Origin of the sequence: Bradyrhizobium sp., from assembly GCF_035309285.1 — a bacterium.
Taxonomy (GTDB): Bacteria; Pseudomonadota; Alphaproteobacteria; order Rhizobiales; family Xanthobacteraceae; genus Bradyrhizobium.
This window is the reverse complement of sequence record NZ_DATGFH010000106.1, coordinates 1-16,719: the sequence shown is the minus strand read 5'-3', so window position 1 is coordinate 16,719 and position 16,719 is coordinate 1. Positions and strand designations below refer to the sequence as shown.

Below are 16,719 nucleotides of genomic sequence, written 5' to 3'. Positions count from 1 at the left end.
ATCGGTGCGCTCGCATCCTGAAGGCAGCGATGTCGGCTACATCCGCGTCACCCAGTTCAACGAGCAGACCACCGATGGCCTCAAGCAATCGATCGCCGATCTGAAAAACCAGCTCGGCGCCGACAAGATCAAGGGCTACATCCTCGATCTGCGCAACAATCCGGGCGGCCTGCTCGATCAGGCGATTTCGGTCTCGGACGCGTTCCTGGACAAGGGCGAGATCGTCTCGACGCGCGGGCGCAATTCCGACGAGACGCAGCGCTTCAATGCCCGGCCGGGCGGCGATCTCACCGGCGGCAAGCCGCTGATCGTGCTGGTCAACGGCGGCTCGGCCTCGGCGTCGGAAATCGTCGCCGGCGCGCTGCAAGACCATAAGCGCGCGACGCTGGTCGGCACCCGCTCGTTCGGCAAGGGTTCGGTGCAGACCATCATTCCGCTCGGCGCCGGCAACGGCGCGTTGCGGCTGACCACGGCGCGCTACTACACGCCGTCGGGCCGCTCGATCCAGGCCAAGGGCATCGTGCCCGACATCGAGGTCGTGCAGGACGTGCCGGCAGAGTTGAAAGCACGCACCGATACCAAGGGCGAAGCCTCGCTGCGCGGCCATCTGAAGAGCGATGGCGACGAGAAGACCGGATCGCAATCCTATGTGCCGCCGGATGCCAAGGACGACAAGGCGCTGAAGGTGGCAGACGACCTGCTCCACGGCATCAAGTCGAGCTCCTCGGCACCGACGCCGTCCGCCAGCGCAAGCGACAAGCCGGCCGATGACAAGGCGGCGAGTGACAAGCCCGCAACCTCCGACCGGCAGCCGGCGGGCAAAGGCGCGAACTGACCCGTCGAGCCAACGGCGATTTTGGCGAAAGGGCGGCCGGCCGGGTCGCCCTTTCTCGTTGAGCCGGCGGGTAGTCCCCCGGAGGCCCGCCGACCTCCTGCCGTATTGGCCTGCCGTGGTATCGTGGCCCCATTGATTCGGGACAATGGATGGCTGAGACGGTCGACGATCTGAGCGCCCCGCTCGGACAAAATGCGGAGCGGCGCAAGCGCCGATTCCGCCTGCCGTTTACCGCGATGCAGGTGATTGCCGGCCTGCTCGGGGCGTTCCTGCTCGCCTTCATCGGCTTTGCCCTGTTCGCCAAGAACCCGCTCGGCGGCGAGCCCATGGTCAATGTCGCGATCCGACAGAAGGCCAAGGAGGACAAGGCCCCGCCAGGGCCGGCAGCGCATGTTGAGCCCGGCCAGAAGGCCGGGCCCAAGCAGGCCGCGACGACCGAGCAAAAGACCGTCACCATCATCGACGGATCAAATGGTAAACGCCAGGATGTGGTGATCGGCGGGAATTCGCCCGGAACAGCCGCAAGCGTTCCTGCCGCACCGACCATGACGACCGGCATCGACCCGCGGCTCACGGAACAGACCCGCTACGGCATGATTCCGATCATCGCGGACGGCCTGAAGCCGTTCACGGTCTATGCGGCTGATGCCGACCGCGCCAAGGCTGCGAAGATGCCGACCGTCTCCATCGTCATTGGCGGCCTCGGCGTGGGCGCCGCCAAAACCATGGACGCCATCATGAAGCTGCCGCCGGCGGTGACGCTGGCGTTCACGCCCTATGGCTCCGACCCGCAAAAGCTTGTGGACCGGGCGCGGGCACAGCGCCATGAGGTCCTGCTGCAGATCCCGATGGAACCCTACGACTATCCGGACAACGATCCCGGGCCGCAGACCCTCCTCGCCACTTTGGGGCCAGAAGAAAATCTCGACCGGCTGTATTGGCATCTCGGCCGGCTGCAGGGCTATGCCGGGATCGCCAATTTCATGGGCGCCCGCTTTGTCGCGACCGAGGCGGCGATGGCGCCGATCATCCGCGAGGCCGCCAAGCGCGGGCTTTCCTATTTCGACGACGGCTCCGCCCCGCGCAGCGTGGCGGCAGCGCTCGCCGGCGGCCAGGCGCTCCCCTTCGCGAAGGGTGACGTCGCCATCGACGCCGTGCCGACCTCGGCGGAGATCGACCGGGCGCTGGCCAAGCTCGAAGCCCTGGCGAAAGACCACGGATACGCAGTCGGCACCGCTTCCGCATTGCCGATTTCGATCGAAAAGATCGGCGCCTGGATCAAGACGCTTGATGCCCATGGCGTGATGCTTGTGCCATTGACAACTACGATGCTGAAATCAAAATCCAGCTAAAGTTCGAAGTTCTCCGCGTCTTGCGGGCTCCCCTGGCGGCTTATTTTGATAGCCACAGCCTTGGCCCGGATGACCGCAAGAGGCCCTGACGGAATGACACGTTACGAGGACCTGCCCTATCGCACCTGTGTCGGCATCATGCTGCTCAACATGGACGGGCTCGTCTTCATCGGTCGCCGCGCCGGCGGCATCGAGCATGTCGATGAATCCCATGTCTGGCAGATGCCGCAGGGCGGCGTCGATCCCGGAGAGGACACCTGGGCGGCGGCCAAGCGCGAGCTCTATGAGGAGACCAGCGTCCGCTCGGTGGAGAAGCTCGCCGAGGTCGATGACTGGCTGATCTACGACATTCCGCGCACGGTGGCCGGGCGCGCCTGGAAGGGCCGCTATCGCGGCCAGCGCCAGAAATGGTTCGCGATGCGATTCACCGGCAAGGACGCCGAAATCAACGTTGCTGTCCCGGGCGGCGGTGGCCACAAGGCCGAGTTCGTCAACTGGCGCTGGGAGCCGATGAAAAACCTTTCCGGGCTGATCGTACCGTTCAAGCGGCCGGTCTATGAGCGCGTGGTGAAGGAGTTCTCGAAACTCGCCAGCGGATAGCGGCCGCTCCAATCTGCGCCAGCCGCGCGCGGATACGATATCTTCACCATCTCCGCGCACACTCCGGGCCGACCAGAAGGGCTCGGCCGGGGAAGGCCATGAGCGCAATCGGAACGGCAGGTCATGACGCAATCCGAATCGACCTCGATTTCCACCGCGGTCCAGGTCACAGCGCCCGGATCGAGCTTCTCGACACTCGCATAAGCGACCGGGTCACGCTGTAACGTTGTGCATCTGATATAGACTCCCCCACACGGGAGAGTTTTGAATGTCGCAGCAAAAGCCCTATCGCCTCAATGTCGGGATCACCCTGTTCAACGCCAGCGGCCTGGTCCTGATCGGCCGACGCTTTCGCGACGACGGACCGGAGATCATCCTGCCGGGTCTCGAATGGCAGATGCCTCAGGGCGGCGTCGATGCGGGCGAGGATCTGCGCGCCGCGGCGCTGCGCGAGTTGTGGGAGGAGACGAGCGTCAGGAGCGCCGAATATCTCGGCGAGACCGATTGGCTCGTTTACGAATTCCCGCCCTATGATGGTCCGCCGCATCGGCTCGCAAAGTTCCGTGGGCAGCGGCAGAAATGGTTTGCGCTGCGCTTTACCGGCGACGAGACGGAGATCGATCCGCTGACGCCGCGCAACGACCAACCCGCTGAGTTCGATGCCTGGCGATGGGAGCGCCTCGACCGCGTCGCCGACCTTGTCGTGCCGTTCCGCCGCGAGGTTTATCGGGAGGTCGCGAGGAATTTCGCGGGCTTCGCCAAGGGTTAAGGGTTCGGACCGACCGCGAAGGGTCCGATCGCGATCACATGACAACCGGTATCGTGCTTGGCGCAGAATGCCGTCTCGGGCGCCAGGGCGCAACCGAGTTCCGCACACTGCCATCGCGGTGCACGTTCAATTCATTGAATTTTCAAAGAGCCGCTCGCGAAGCCTTAATGCATCGCCGTGGTATTGAGTTCGTTCTGGATCGCCTTGAAATGATCCAGCCGCTCGATGGCGTGGTCGAGCTCGGAGCCTTCCTTCTCGGCGAGCTTCTCCTCCATCGCGCTGATCGTCGCCGCGAATTTGGCGCGGTCAAGCTCCTCGATCGACGTCGCGACATCCGCGAGCACAGTCAGGCCTTTTTCGGAGACTTCGGCAAGCCCTCCGAGCACGATCATCTTCTGCTTCGATCCGCCCGCGATCACCGTGAGAATCCCCGGACGCACCGCTGCGACCACCGGCGCGTGGCCGGCGAGCACACCGAAATCACCCTCCGCACCGGGAACGTCGACCTGATCGACCTCGCCGGAGAACGCGTTTTTTTCCGGCGACACGAGATCGAAATGGAAGGTGGCCATGATCTATCCGTTCTTTCCGCTGTCACCCGCGGGCTTGACCCGCGGGTCCATCAATCAAGAAATTTCTCTTCCGATGGATTGCCGGGTCAGGCCCGGCAATGACGACATCACAATGCTCAGGCCGCTTCAGCGGCGAGCTTCTTGCCCTTCTCGACCGCCTCTTCGATGGTGCCGACCATGTAGAAGGCGGCTTCCGGCAGGTGGTCATACTTGCCTTCGCAAAGGCCGCGGAAACCCTTGATAGTGTCGACGAGCTCGACGAACTTGCCGGGCGAGCCGGTGAAGACTTCGGCGACGTGGAAGGGCTGCGACAGGAAACGCTCGATCTTGCGGGCGCGCGCCACCGTCAGCTTGTCCTCTTCGGACAATTCGTCCATGCCCAGAATGGCGATGATGTCCTGCAGCGACTTGTAGCGTTGCAGGATCTGCTGGACCATGCGCGCGGTGTTGTAGTGCTCCTCACCGACGACAAGCGCCGATAGCATGCGCGAGGTCGAGTCCAGCGGGTCGACCGCCGGGTAGATGCCCTTTTCCGAGATGGCGCGCGACAGCACCGTGGTGGCGTCGAGATGCGCGAACGAGGTCGCGGGCGCCGGGTCGGTCAGGTCGTCGGCCGGCACGTAGATCGCCTGCACCGAGGTGATCGAGCCCTTGGTGGTCGTGGTGATGCGCTCCTGCAGCGCGCCCATGTCGGTCGCAAGCGTCGGCTGATAACCGACCGCCGAGGGGATGCGGCCGAGCAGCGCCGACACTTCGGAACCGGCCTGCGTGAAACGGAAGATGTTGTCGACGAAGAACAGCACGTCCTGGCCCTGGTCGCGGAAATATTCGGCAACCGTCAGCCCGGAAAGACCGACGCGGGCGCGCGCGCCCGGCGGCTCGTTCATCTGACCGTACACCAGCGCGCATTTCGACTTCACGTTCGGATCGGGGTGACGCGGATCGGCGTTGACCTTAGATTCGATGAACTCGTGATAGAGGTCGTTGCCCTCGCGGGTACGCTCGCCGACGCCGGCGAACACCGAGTAGCCGCCGTGCGCCTTGGCAACGTTGTTGATCAGCTCCTGAATCAGCACGGTCTTGCCGACGCCGGCGCCGCCGAACAGGCCGATCTTGCCGCCCTTGGCGTAAGGCGCGAGCAGGTCGACGACCTTGATGCCGGTGACGAGAATTTCGGCTTCGGTCGACTGCTCGACATAGTCGGGCGCTGGCTGATGGATGGCGCGCTTGCCTTCGGCCTTGATCGGGCCTGCTTCATCGACGGGCTCGCCGACGACGTTCATGATGCGGCCGAGCGTGCCCTCGCCGACGGGGACTTCGATCGGCTGACCCGTGTCGGTCACTTCCTGGCCGCGCACCAGGCCTTCCGTCGCGTCCATCGCGATCGTGCGCACGGTGGACTCGCCAAGATGCTGCGCGACCTCGAGCACGAGGCGGTTGTTGCCGTTCTTGGTCTCCAGTGAATTGAGAATGGCCGGCAAATGGCCTTCGAACTGCACGTCGACGACGGCGCCCATGACCTGGGTGACGCGACCGACCTGGTTGGCTGCTGTAGCCATTAACTCTCTCCTTCGATCCGAATTTGATCTCGTGTTTCAGTTCGTCCCTTAGACCGCCTCGGCGCCGGAGATGATCTCGATCAGCTCCTTGGTGATCATGGCCTGGCGGGTGCGGTTGTAGATCAGGGTCTGCTTGCGGATCATTTCGCCGGCGTTGCGGGTCGCGTTGTCCATCGCCGTCATCTGCGCGCCGTAGAACGAGGCGTTGTTCTCGAGCAGCGCGCGGAAGATCTGCACGGCAAGATTTCGCGGCAACAGGCCGGCGAGGATCTCGTCTTCCTCCGGCTCGTATTCGTAACCGGCCGAGGCCTGCGCCTTGCTGTCCGACTTCTCGAAGTCGAGCGGAATGATCTGCTGGGCGGTCGGAATCTGCGCGATGACCGATTTGAAGCGCGAGTAGAACAGCGTGCAGACATCGAACTCGCCGGCTTCGAAGCGAGCGATCACCTTCCGTGCGACGCCCTCGGCGTTGCCGAAACCGAGTTGACGAACACCGCGCAGGTCGACGTGCTCGACGATCTGCTGCTCGAATTGACGGCGGAGCTGCTCGTAGCCCTTGCGGCCGACGCAGAAGAACTTCACTTCCTTGCCTTCGCTGATCAGCGCCTGGGCGCGCTCGCGCGCCAGCCGCACGATGGAGGAGTTGAAAGCGCCGGACAGGCCGCGCTCGCCGGTGCAGACCAGAAGCAGATGCACCTGATCCCTGCCGGTGCCGGCAAGCAGCGCCGGCGCGCCGGGCGAGCCATTGGCAGCGCTGGCGATGTTGGAGATCACCGCTCCCATCTTCTCGGCATAGGGCCGCGCCGCTTCGGCGGCGGACTGCGCACGGCGCAGCTTGGATGCCGCAACCATCTGCATGGCCTTGGTGATCTTCTGCGTCGCCTTGGTGGAGGCGATGCGGACCCGCATATCCTTCAGTGATGCCATTCTTCGCTCACCCCGGCGATCCGGCCCCGCATGACCCGATCGCAAATCTCACTTTGGTCGTGCCCGGCCCTGTGCCGGGCATCCACGTCCAACTTGCCGCTGCGGCCGACGCCGTAGACGGCGTCAGGCAAACGACTTCGCAAAACCCTCGACCACCGACTTCAGCTTGCCTGCGGCATCGTCGGAGAGATCGCGGGTGTCGCGGATGGTGTTGAGAAGATCCACGTGCTTGCCGCGCAGCAGCGACAGCAGGCCGTCCTCGAACGCCTTCACCTTGTTGACCGGCAGCGGATCGAGATAGCCGTTGGTGCCGGCCCAGATCACGCAGACCTGCTCTTCCATCTTGAGCGGCGAGAACTGCGGCTGCTTCAACAGCTCGGTCAGGCGCGCACCGCGGTTGAGCAGGCGCTGGGTCGTGGCGTCGAGGTCCGAGCCGAACTGCGCGAACGCCGCCATTTCGCGATATTGCGCGAGCTCACCCTTGATCCTGCCGGCAACCTTCTTGGTCGCCTTGGTCTGCGCCGAGGAGCCGACGCGCGACACCGAAAGACCGACGTTCACGGCGGGACGGATGCCCTGGAAGAACAGGTCCGTCTCCAGGAAGATCTGGCCGTCGGTAATCGAAATCACGTTGGTCGGGATGTAGGCCGACACGTCGTTGGCCTGGGTTTCGATGACCGGCAGCGCCGTCAGCGAGCCCGAACCGTGCTCGTCATTGAGCTTCGCGGCGCGCTCCAGGAGGCGCGAATGGAGATAGAACACGTCGCCCGGATAGGCTTCGCGGCCCGGCGGACGGCGCAGCAAGAGCGACATCTGACGATAGGCGACGGCCTGCTTGGACAAGTCGTCGTAGATGATGACGGCGTGCATGCCGTTGTCGCGGAAGTACTCGCCCATGGTGCAGGCTGTGAACGGAGCGATGTACTGCATCGGCGCCGGATCGGAGGCGGTCGCGGCGACGACGATGGAATATTCCAGCGCGCCCTGCTCTTCCAGCACCTTCACGAACTGCGCAACCGTGGAACGCTTCTGGCCAATCGCGACGTAGACGCAATAGAGTTTGATCTTCTCGTCGCCGGTCGCGTTCAGCGGCTTCTGGTTCAGGATCGCGTCGAGCGCGATCGCGGTCTTTCCGGTTTGACGGTCGCCGATGATCAGCTCGCGCTGGCCGCGGCCGATCGGGATCAGCGCGTCGATTGCCTTGAGGCCGGTCGCCATCGGCTCGTTCACCGACTTGCGCGGAATGATGCCGGGCGCCTTGACGTCGACGCGGCGGCGCTCGGTTGCCTGGATCGGACCCTTGCCGTCGATCGGATTACCGAGCGCGTCGACGACGCGGCCGAGCAGGCCCTTGCCGACCGGCGTATCCACGATCGAGCGGGTGCGCTTGACGGTCTGCCCCTCCTTGATCTCGCGGTCGGCGCCGAAGATCACGATACCGACGTTGTCGGTTTCGAGGTTGAGCGCCATGCCGCGGGTGCCGTTCTCGAACTCGACCATCTCGCCGGCCTGGACGTTATCCAGACCGTAGACACGGGCGATACCGTCACCGACGGACAGCACCTGTCCGACTTCGGAAACCTCGGCCTCCTGGCCGAAATTCTTGATCTGGTCCTTGAGGATCGCGGAAATTTCCGCGGCGCGGATGTCCATCAGCCTGCCTCTTTCATCGCGTGCTTGATCGAATTGAGCTTGGTTCGAAGCGAACTATCGACCATGCGGCTGCCGAGCTTGACCACAAGCCCGCCGATGATCGAGGGATCGACTTTGACGTTGAGAATGACGTCCTTGCCGCTGATCGCCTTCAGCGCGCTCTTGAGGGCGTCGAGATTCTTGTCGGAGAGCGGCTCGGCCACCGTGACATCGGCGCTCGCCTCGCCCTTGAACTTCGCGACCAGTGCGTTGAAGGCACGGATCACGTCACTGACTGCAAACAGGCGCCGGTTGGCGGTGAGCACTTTGAGGAAATTCGCGGAGATGCCGGTGATACCGGCCTGGTCGAGCACGGCGGACAGCGCCCTTGACTGCGTATCGGCCGCGAACACCGGACTGCGCACCAACCGCTTCAGGTCGGCGCTCTCCTCCAGCATTGCATCGAATTTATCGAGGTCGGCCTTGACCGCGTCGATGGATTTTTCGTCGCGAGCCAACTCGAACAAGGCCGTTGCATAACGACCTGGCACTCCCGAAACAGACGGATCTTCAGCAGCCACAGACCTAGCTCTTTATAGCTGTCAAATTCGCAAGGGAAAAACCGTCGCCACGAAGCGGCGCCTAGCGATCCAAGCCCTTGGAATTCAAGCGGGACTTCGATTTTCGACCGGCACGGAAAGTGCCAAGGTCGTTAAAATCGCGGACTTGCTAACATAGAGGGAGCGCAGGTGCAACATGACGGCGACGTGATCGCAGCTCCAACGCCGCGCCCTTCCCGCCCCGCAGCTGCAGAATCTGCAAGGCCAGCAATCGAAGGCGCGCTCGGTTCGAGTGGCGGGACGAGGATCAAATCACCCAGCCGGTTCGCGGCGGGATTGTTCCAATCACTTCCGTCATGGCCCCGACGCGTGACCCAAGGGAACAGAAAGCCCTAACCATTCCATTTGCACATTACTTACCATTAACCGTCCTAGTCGCGCGACGACTTGCCTCTTCAGTATTAGCAAGTATTGCATTGGTTAAGAACTCGTTAACGCGATAGATTACGGAATACCGTTGGATTAGTCCCGCTGAGTAACAAGATATTTCAGCCTGAGACATCCGACCTTTACTGCCTAATTCACGCCATATTGCGACGCAAAACGGCCAACTCCTCAAACTGGGACGGGGGTTCCACTTGCCACGTATGTGGCAATACTATCCAAGGGACAAACTGAATGATCGCAAGCAAGAAGTCGACAGCGGGGGCTATAACCCGCTCGAACGTGGCGCTCGCTATTTTTGCCGCAACTCTCCTGGTCGGTGGGACCGTCACCGAGGCCTCGGCCAAATCCAGGCATCACTACCGGGTGCATCACTTCCATCACCACGTCGCTTCCAACCACCGCAGCCCCGGCGACGATTCTTGGCGCAACGCCAACGCCTCCTTTGGCACCACGGGGCATAGCTTCTCGGGCATCGCCTCGATGTATGGCAACGAGTCCGGCCGTCAGACCGCGTCGGGCCAGCGTTTCAACGAGAACGCCATGACCTGTGCCCATCGCTCGCTTCCATTCGGCACCAAGCTGCGCGTGACCCATGGCAGCCGCTCCGTCATTGTCACCGTCAACGATCGCGGCCCGTTCGTCCGCGGCCGGGTGCTCGACCTCTCCACCGGCGCAGCCCACGCCATCGGCCTCTCCGGCATCGGCGAAGTCACCGCCGAGGTCGTCGGCTGATGCGCTAAAGGCGCCTTCCCGGTCTGATAATCTGGTAGGTACCGCGTCCAGAAACGGCGCCAGCCCGTGCTGCGCCTGAAAGAACCCGCCGTCGCCAATGACGGCGGGCTTTTTGTGCCTCGTCATTGCGAGCCAACGGGTCCGCGCAAAGCGCGGCCCGATGACAGGCTCCGCGAAGCAATCCATGTCTACGCTGAGGCGGTATGGATTGCTTCGTCGCTTTCGCTCCTCGCAATGACGCTGTTGAGCCAGTGACGCATCACAAAAAGCTCTGCGGATCGACGTCGACCTCGAGCTTGAGATTGCCCTTGGGCTTGGGACCAAGGGCCACCCATTCGCGCAAATAGTCCGACAGGTCGAAGCCGCGAACGGATTTCAGGAGCAGCCGGAAGCGATAGCGGCCCTTGATGACCGCGAGCGGCGCCTCGGCCGGACCCAGCACCTGCACCCGCTCGTCGCGCGGGGCGAGCGCGGCGAGCCGCCGGGCAAAGCCTTCCGCGCTGGCGCGGTCGCCCGCCGAGATGATCAGGCTCGCGAGCCTGCCGAACGGCGGATAGAGCGTGCGCTCGCGCGAGGCGATCTCGTTCTCATAGAAGGCCTCGCGATCGCAGGCGACCAGCGCTTTCATGACGGGGTGCTCGGGCTGGTGGGTCTGCAGATAGCCGACGCCGCGGCCCTGGTCGCGGCCGGCGCGCCCGATCACCTGGTTGAGCAATTGCCAGGTCCGCTCCGCGGCGCGCGGGTCGCCATTGCCGAGGCCCAGATCGGCATCGACCACGCCGACCAGATTGAGCCGCGGGAAATGATGGCCCTTTGCCACCAGTTGCGTGCCGATGATGATGTCGACGCGGCCTTCGGCGATTTCGTTCAGCTCGCTCCGCATGGTCTCGATCGAGGTGATGAGATCGCTGGAGAGCACCATGGTGCGCGCGTTCGGGAACAGCGCGGCCGCCTCCTCCTGCAGCCGCTCGACGCCGGGACCGACGGCAACCAGCGATTCCTCCGCTGCACAATTCGGACAAGCAGACGGACGCGGCATCGAGAAGCCGCAGTGGTGGCAAACCAACCGCTGGCGAAAGCGGTGATCGACCAGCCAGGCGTCGCAGATGGTGCAGGCGAAGCGGTGGCCGCAGGCGCGGCACAGCGTCAGCGGCGCATAGCCGCGACGATTGAGGAACAACAGCGCCTGCTCGCGGCGCTCGATCGCTGTGTTGATCTCGCCTGCCAATCGCGGCGAGATGAAACGGCCGCGCGACGGCGCTTCGCGCCGCAGATCAATCGCTTCGATGTGCGGCATGTGCTGGCCGCCAAACCGCGACGGCAGCACGATGCGCTGGTAGCGGCCCTTGCGCGCGTTCACCTCGGTTTCGACCGACGGCGTCGCCGACGCCAGTACGATCGGGATCTTGGCGATATGCGCACGCACCACCGCCATGTCGCGGGCGTGGTAATGGACGCCGTCTTCCTGCTTGTAGGCCTGGTCGTGCTCCTCATCCACCACGATCAGTCCGAGATCGGCATAGGGTAGGAACAGCGCCGAGCGCGCACCGACCACGACCGGCGCTTCGCCCGCCGAGATCGCCCCCCAATTGCGCGCGCGGGTGCGCGGCGTAAGTTCCGAATGCCATTCCATCGGACGCACGCCGAAGCGGGAAGCAAAGCGATCTAGGAATTGGCCGGTCAGCGCGATTTCCGGCATCAGGATCAACGACTGCTTGCCGCGGCGGATGGTTTCGGCGATCGCCTCGAAATAGACTTCGGTCTTGCCCGAGCCAGTGACACCGTCGAGCAGCGCGACATGGAAGCTGCCATTGGCGGCAAGCGCGCGCATCGCATCCACCGCGGTTCGTTGCTGCCTGGAAAATTCCGGCTGCGCGTATCCCGGATCGGGCGGAGGCGGCGGCAGCGCGCGCGGCATCGCCTCCACCGAGAGCGTACCCTCATCGACCAGGCCGTCGATCACACCGGTGGTGACGCCCGCTTCCTTCGCGGCCTCGGACTTGCCATGCAAGAGGCCGTCGGAGAGCACGTCGATCACGCGCCGACGCGCCGGCGTCAGCCGTTTGGGCACTTGCCCCACGAGCCGCACGCCCATGCGCGCACGCTCGGGACCCAGATTCTCGCCCATGCGCAAGGTCATGCGCAGCACCATGCCGCGGGCTGAGAGCGTGTAGTTGGAAACCCAATCGACGAGGGAGCGCAGCTCACCCTTGAGCGGGGGCACGTCGAGCTTCTCGCTGACATCTTTCAGGCGGTTGTGCAGACGCGGATCGGGATTAGCGTTCTCCGCCCACACCACGGCCAGCACCTCGCGCGGGCCGAGCGGCACACCGACGACGTCGCCGGCCTTCAGTTCCATGCCGCGCGGCACGCGGTAGGAATAGGTCTGGTTGAGCGCGACCGGCACCAGCACATCGACGATGCGCGTCGATGCGGCGGCGAAAGAGGCTGAGCGCGCGGAATGGTCCATTGGGAATCGGTGCTCTTGGCAGTTCAGGCTAGCGCCCTGGGCCCAAGTTAGCGAACGGTAAACGAAGGGGGTGCGATATAATCAAGGGAATCACAGCGGCAAGCCTGGCATGGCCCCATCTAAAACCCAACTGACCGAGCTCGACAGCGCCGATGAGACGATCGCGCTGCAGATGACGCGTTGGCTGACGCATCTGAAGAGCGAGCGCAGGCTGTCACCAAAGACGCTGGAGGCCTATGCACGCGACTTGCGTCAATGCCTCGATTTCCTGTGCGAGCATTGGGGCACGCGGGTGACGCTGGCGCGGTTCTCGCTGCTGGAGGCGACAGACATAAGGGCCTTCATGGCGATGCGGCGCGCCGACGACATCGCAGGCCGCTCGCTGATGCGCGCGCTGGCGGGCCTGCGCTCCTTCGGCCGCTTCCTCGAACGCGAAGGCAAGGGCAAGGTCGGCGCGCTCTCGGCGATCCGCGCGCCGAAGATCGGCAAGAGTCTGCCCAAGCCACTGCCGATGGCATCCGCCAAGCGGCTGGCCGACGCCGATGAGCGCGCCGGCGAGACGCGCGAGACCTGGATCCTGGCGCGAGATGCTGCGGTGATGGCGCTGCTCTACGGCTCGGGCCTGCGCATCTCGGAGGCGCTGTCGCTCAAGCGCCGCGAGGTGCCACGGCCGGGCGAAGGCGACGTGCTTGTCGTCACCGGCAAGGGCAACAAGACGCGCATGGTGCCGGTGCTGCAAAACGTGCTGGCGCTGATCGCCGACTATGTCGCGATCTGCCCGCATGCGCTGTTGCCCGAGCAGCCGATCTTTGTCGGCGCGCGCGGCGGCCCCTTAAGCCCGCGCATCATCCAGCTCACCATGGCGCGGATGCGAGGCGCGCTCGGGCTGCCCGACAGCGCCACGCCGCATGCGTTGCGGCATTCCTTTGCCACCCATCTGCTCTCGCGCGGCGGCGATCTGCGCGCGATCCAGGAACTGCTCGGCCATTCCTCGCTCTCGACCACGCAAATCTACACTGGCATCGACAGCGAGCGGCTGCTGGAAGTCTATCGCAGCGCGCATCCGCGTAGCTGAGACCGTTCCGACACGGCGCTGCCGCATCTGCACCCCCCTTGCGCCCGCCCACATTGTCCTGCAATCGTAAGCGCTGCCATACGCGGAGGGGAATCATGAGCGCACATGAGAGCATGGAACAGGCCGACCATGCCAAGGAAGCTTCTGAAGAGAACCGGAACATCGCGCTCCTGATCGCGGTGATCGCGCTGTGCCTGGCGCTGTCGGAGACGCTCGGCAAGGGCGCCCAGACCGAATCGATCAGCAAGAACGTCGAGTCGTCGAACTTGTGGGCGTTCTTCCAGGCCAAGAGTATTCGCCACACGACAGTGCAGACCGCCGCCGACCAGGCCAAGCTCGGTCTCGGCGGCTTCAGTGACGATGCCGCGAAGGCGGCTGCGCAAAAACAGATCGACGATTGGCAGAAGACTGCGGCGCGCTACCGCTCTGATCCCAAGAGCGGCGAGGGACAGGAGCAATTGTCCAAACGCGCCAGGCATGCCGAGGAGGAGCGCGACCTCGCGACCGAGAAATATCATCATTTCGAGCTCGCCTCGGCCGCCTTCCAGATCGCGATCGTGCTGGCGTCCGCCACCATCATCACCGGCATGATATGGCTTGCCTGGGTCTCCGGCGTGCTCACGCTCGCCGGCATCGCCGTCACCGCGCTCGGCATCTTCAACCCACATCTCTTGCCGCTGCCGTAGTCGATTTCGCCATCACCGTCATTGCGAGAAGCGAAGCGGCGAAGCAATCCACTGTATCCGCCGCAACTGTCTGGATTGCTTCGCGGAGCCTGTCGTCGGGCCGCGCTTCGCACGGACCCGTTGGCTCGCAATGACGCCGGGAACGAAGAAAAATCAGCGCGCCTGATGCACGCTCTTGCGGAAGCGCTGGATCAGCCGCAGCGTGCGGGCTGACCAGCCCTCGCCGCCGCCGCTCAATGCGTCCTTGATCCGCGCCTTGATCGGATCGACCAGCGCATTCGCCCTGGCGCGCAGCACGAGGATGAACCTGTAGAGCCATTCGAACCAGCCCATCTCCAGGAGCTTCGGCCGCGTCACGTCAAAGATGAAGGCGGTGACGCCGACGCCGAGGAATTTCGCGAACAGGATGGTCAAGAAAGCGCTCATCCAGTGTTCGTGGCTGAGCAGCCAAAATCCGATCAGCTTCAGCGGAAACAGCGGCAGCACCGGCACGATGAAAACGATCAGGGTCATCGCAGGCGACAGCGAATCGACCCGATCCGCCAGCCATGCCTTGACCGCGCGCAGCGGCATCGCCGCCACGATGGCGGCCACGATCGGCTCAAGATGGTCCCAAAGCCACGCTTCGATCAGGAAGATGATCGCAAGCAGGACCCAGATCGGTTGAAGCAGTCGGCGCAGCATATGTTATCCGGCCCGACCCGCGGACGGGCGTCGATCACATATGGATGGCGCGCTTGCCGACGGCAAGTGACGCTTCCTTGATCGCCTCCGAGCGCGTCGGATGCGCATGGCAGGTGCGGGCCAGATCTTCCGCTGCACCGCCGAACTCCATCAACACCGCGGCCTCGTGGATCATTTCTCCGGCCTCGATGCCGATAATATGCACGCCAAGCACGCGATCAGTCTTCGCATCTGCGAGAACCTTCACAAAGCCGTCAGTGGTCTGATTCACCTTCGAGCGGCCGTTGGCAGTAAAGGGAAACTTCCCGCTGGTATAGGCAATGCCGGCCTGCTTGAGCTCTTCTTCGGTCTTGCCGACGGAAGACACTTCCGGAGTGGTATACACGACACCGGGAATCACATCGTAGTTCACGTGGCCTGCTTTGCCTGCGATGATCTCCGCGCAGGCGACGCCTTCGTCTTCGGCCTTGTGCGCGAGCATCGGTCCCGCCACAACGTCGCCGATGGCGTAGATGCCTTTCACGTTGGTCGAAAAATGCGGGTCGATCCGCACGCGACCGCGATCGTCGAGCGCGACGCCGGCTTCCTTTAGACCAAGGCCCTCGGTGTAGGGCACGCGGCCGATGCACACCAGCACGACATCGGCTTCCAGCGTTTCTTGCGCGCCGCCCGCCGCCGGTTCGACTTTGGCGGCCAGCGTCTTGCCCGAGGTATCGACGGCGGTGACCTTGGCGCCAAGCCTGAACTTGAAGCCCTGCTTTTCGAGGATGCGCTGAAATTGCCGCGCGATCTCCCCATCCATGCCGGGCAGAATGCGATCGAGAAACTCGACGACCGTCACCTCCGAGCCGAGGCGATGCCACACCGAGCCGAGCTCAAGCCCGATCACGCCGGCGCCGATGATCAGGAGTTTTCCCGGTACCTTGTCCAGCGACAGCGCGCCGGTTGACGATACGATTCGCTTCTCGTCGATTTCGATGCCTTTCAGCCGCGCGATGTCGGAGCCGGTCGCGATCACGATGTTCTTCGTCTCGACAAGCTGCGATTTGCCATCACCGCCGCTTACCTCGACCTTGCCCGCGCCGAGGATCTTGCCCTTGCCGAAGAAGACGTCGATCTTGTTCTTCTTCATCAGGAACTCGACGCCCTTGACGTTGCCGTCGATGCCCTGCTGCTTGAAATTCATCATCGCGGGCAGATCGAGTTTCGGCGCCGGCACGCTGACGCCCATCTTGGCGAAAGAATGCGCGGCCTCCTCGAACATTTCGGAGGCGTGCAACAGCGCCTTCGACGGCATGCATCCGACATTGAGGCAGGTGCCGCCGAGTGTCGCGCTTTTCTCGACCACGGCGACCTTCATGCCCAGCTGCGCCGCGCGGATCGCCGCGACATAGCCGCCCGGCCCGGCGCCCAACACCGCCAGATCGAAACCCTGCTCGGCCCCCCTCTGCTCGGCCATCTCAACTCTCCGCGAAATTCTTGAGCGCGTCGCCGGTCAGGCGCTGCACCGTCCATTCGTCCATCGCCGCGGCGCCCAGGCCGCGATAGAAGTTGATCGCCGGCTCGTTCCAGTCCAGCACCCACCACTCCATCCGGCCGCATTTCTCGGCCACAGCCTTCTGCGCCAGATATTTGAACAGGGCGCGGCCGAAGCCGTTGCGGCGAAATTCCGGCCGCACGAACACATCCTCGACATAGATGCCGGGCCGGCCCAGGAAGGTGGAGTAGTTGTAGAAATAGATCGCGAAGCCCGCCGGCCGGCCCTCGTGCTCGATGATCAGCGCATGTGCCTTGGGCGACGGCCCGAACAGGCTCTCGG

General features: G+C 63.9%; 16 protein-coding genes. 7 read left to right on the top strand and 9 right to left on the bottom strand.

The genetic code is table 11. From position 1 onward, the window contains the following. The 4 genes from VKR55_RS21420 to VKR55_RS21405 form a co-directional block, all read left to right on the top strand. Positions 1–835: S41 family peptidase (locus tag VKR55_RS21420; protein WP_324406429.1), on the top strand; the 835-nt coding region annotated here is incomplete at its 5' end. Positions 836–984: 149 nt separating this feature from the next. After that, entirely contained in the window at positions 985–2,187 is a 1,203-nt protein-coding gene (locus tag VKR55_RS21415) for a divergent polysaccharide deacetylase family protein (RefSeq protein ID WP_324406427.1), read from the top strand. 93 nt (positions 2,188–2,280) lie between these two features. Continuing rightward, positions 2,281–2,787, top strand: coding sequence for an RNA pyrophosphohydrolase (locus VKR55_RS21410; protein WP_324406425.1), 507 nt, complete (start codon positions 2,281–2,283; stop codon positions 2,785–2,787). Positions 2,788–3,055: 268 nt separating this feature from the next. Next, positions 3,056–3,556 carry an RNA pyrophosphohydrolase gene (locus tag VKR55_RS21405; RefSeq protein ID WP_324406424.1) on the top strand — a complete coding sequence of 167 codons (501 nt, stop codon included), beginning with the start codon at positions 3,056–3,058 and terminating at the stop codon, positions 3,554–3,556. Between the two features lie 164 nt (positions 3,557–3,720). On the opposite strand, the gene VKR55_RS21400 is transcribed toward VKR55_RS21405, so the two are convergent. From VKR55_RS21400 to VKR55_RS21380, 5 genes are all read right to left on the bottom strand, one after another. Then, positions 3,721–4,128, bottom strand: a complete 408-nt coding sequence (locus VKR55_RS21400) for a F0F1 ATP synthase subunit epsilon (RefSeq protein WP_324406423.1) — start codon at positions 4,126–4,128, stop codon at positions 3,721–3,723. 116 nt (positions 4,129–4,244) lie between these two features. Further along, positions 4,245–5,687 (bottom strand): F0F1 ATP synthase subunit beta, encoded by a 1,443-nt coding sequence (atpD, locus tag VKR55_RS21395; RefSeq protein WP_324406422.1) that lies wholly within the window; start codon positions 5,685–5,687, stop codon positions 4,245–4,247. 48 nt (positions 5,688–5,735) lie between these two features. Continuing rightward, complete coding sequence (locus tag VKR55_RS21390; RefSeq protein ID WP_324406421.1) at positions 5,736–6,614, bottom strand: F0F1 ATP synthase subunit gamma; 879 nt, start codon at positions 6,612–6,614, stop codon at positions 5,736–5,738. A 123-nt stretch (positions 6,615–6,737) separates the two neighbouring features. After that, positions 6,738–8,267 carry a F0F1 ATP synthase subunit alpha gene (gene atpA / locus VKR55_RS21385; protein WP_324406419.1) on the bottom strand — a complete coding sequence of 510 codons (1,530 nt, stop codon included), beginning with the start codon at positions 8,265–8,267 and terminating at the stop codon, positions 6,738–6,740. Then, positions 8,267–8,827 carry a F0F1 ATP synthase subunit delta gene (locus tag VKR55_RS21380; RefSeq protein WP_324406417.1) on the bottom strand — a complete coding sequence of 187 codons (561 nt, stop codon included), beginning with the start codon at positions 8,825–8,827 and terminating at the stop codon, positions 8,267–8,269. The genes atpA and VKR55_RS21380 overlap by 1 nt, the downstream gene beginning before the upstream one ends. A 657-nt stretch (positions 8,828–9,484) precedes the next feature. Here VKR55_RS21380 and VKR55_RS21375 point away from each other — a divergent pair. Next, entirely contained in the window at positions 9,485–9,985 is a 501-nt protein-coding gene (locus tag VKR55_RS21375; protein WP_324406415.1) for a septal ring lytic transglycosylase RlpA family protein, read from the top strand. Between the two features lie 259 nt (positions 9,986–10,244). On the opposite strand, the gene VKR55_RS21370 is transcribed toward VKR55_RS21375, so the two are convergent. Next, positions 10,245–12,455 (bottom strand): primosomal protein N', encoded by a 2,211-nt coding sequence (locus VKR55_RS21370; RefSeq protein ID WP_324406413.1) that lies wholly within the window; start codon positions 12,453–12,455, stop codon positions 10,245–10,247. 109 nt (positions 12,456–12,564) lie between these two features. On the opposite strand from VKR55_RS21370, the gene VKR55_RS21365 reads away from it, so the two are divergent. Together VKR55_RS21365 and VKR55_RS21360 are read left to right on the top strand one after the other, a co-directional pair. Continuing rightward, positions 12,565–13,530 carry a tyrosine recombinase XerC gene (locus VKR55_RS21365; protein WP_324406411.1) on the top strand — a complete coding sequence of 322 codons (966 nt, stop codon included), beginning with the start codon at positions 12,565–12,567 and terminating at the stop codon, positions 13,528–13,530. A 95-nt stretch (positions 13,531–13,625) separates the two neighbouring features. Next, on the top strand, positions 13,626–14,216 hold the full coding sequence (locus VKR55_RS21360; RefSeq protein ID WP_324406409.1) for a DUF4337 domain-containing protein: 591 nt from the start codon (positions 13,626–13,628) through the stop codon (positions 14,214–14,216). Positions 14,217–14,369: 153 nt separating this feature from the next. Here VKR55_RS21360 and VKR55_RS21355 read toward each other — a convergent pair whose 3' ends face one another. The 3 genes from VKR55_RS21355 to VKR55_RS21345 form a co-directional block, all read right to left on the bottom strand. Continuing rightward, positions 14,370–14,900, bottom strand: coding sequence for a hypothetical protein (locus VKR55_RS21355; protein WP_324406408.1), 531 nt, complete (start codon positions 14,898–14,900; stop codon positions 14,370–14,372). A gap of 34 nt (positions 14,901–14,934) precedes the next feature. Beyond that, positions 14,935–16,359 carry a dihydrolipoyl dehydrogenase gene (gene lpdA, locus VKR55_RS21350; protein ID WP_324406406.1) on the bottom strand — a complete coding sequence of 475 codons (1,425 nt, stop codon included), beginning with the start codon at positions 16,357–16,359 and terminating at the stop codon, positions 14,935–14,937. Position 16,360: 1 nt separating this feature from the next. Continuing rightward, on the bottom strand, positions 16,361–16,719 hold a 359-nt coding region (locus VKR55_RS21345; RefSeq protein WP_324406405.1), incomplete at its 5' end, for a GNAT family N-acetyltransferase.

What these genes read in the sequence shown, in the direction of transcription:
- VKR55_RS21390 (WP_324406421.1), bottom strand. Translation starts at nt 6,614, where the DNA reads ATGGCATCACTGAAGGATATGCGGGTCCGCATCGCCTCCACCAAGGCG.
- VKR55_RS21370 (WP_324406413.1), bottom strand. Translation starts at nt 12,455, where the DNA reads ATGGACCATTCCGCGCGCTCAGCCTCTTTCGCCGCCGCATCGACGCGC.
- VKR55_RS21415 (WP_324406427.1), top strand. Translation starts at nt 985, where the DNA reads ATGGCTGAGACGGTCGACGATCTGAGCGCCCCGCTCGGACAAAATGCG.
- atpA (WP_324406419.1), bottom strand. Translation starts at nt 8,267, where the DNA reads ATGGACATCCGCGCCGCGGAAATTTCCGCGATCCTCAAGGACCAGATC.
- VKR55_RS21410 (WP_324406425.1), top strand. Translation starts at nt 2,281, where the DNA reads ATGACACGTTACGAGGACCTGCCCTATCGCACCTGTGTCGGCATCATG.
- VKR55_RS21355 (WP_324406408.1), bottom strand. Translation starts at nt 14,900, where the DNA reads ATGCTGCGCCGACTGCTTCAACCGATCTGGGTCCTGCTTGCGATCATC.
- VKR55_RS21405 (WP_324406424.1), top strand. Translation starts at nt 3,056, where the DNA reads ATGTCGCAGCAAAAGCCCTATCGCCTCAATGTCGGGATCACCCTGTTC.
- lpdA (WP_324406406.1), bottom strand. Translation starts at nt 16,359, where the DNA reads ATGGCCGAGCAGAGGGGGGCCGAGCAGGGTTTCGATCTGGCGGTGTTG.
- VKR55_RS21365 (WP_324406411.1), top strand. Translation starts at nt 12,565, where the DNA reads ATGGCCCCATCTAAAACCCAACTGACCGAGCTCGACAGCGCCGATGAG.
- VKR55_RS21400 (WP_324406423.1), bottom strand. Translation starts at nt 4,128, where the DNA reads ATGGCCACCTTCCATTTCGATCTCGTGTCGCCGGAAAAAAACGCGTTC.
- atpD (WP_324406422.1), bottom strand. Translation starts at nt 5,687, where the DNA reads ATGGCTACAGCAGCCAACCAGGTCGGTCGCGTCACCCAGGTCATGGGC.
- VKR55_RS21360 (WP_324406409.1), top strand. Translation starts at nt 13,626, where the DNA reads ATGAGCGCACATGAGAGCATGGAACAGGCCGACCATGCCAAGGAAGCT.
- VKR55_RS21375 (WP_324406415.1), top strand. Translation starts at nt 9,485, where the DNA reads ATGATCGCAAGCAAGAAGTCGACAGCGGGGGCTATAACCCGCTCGAAC.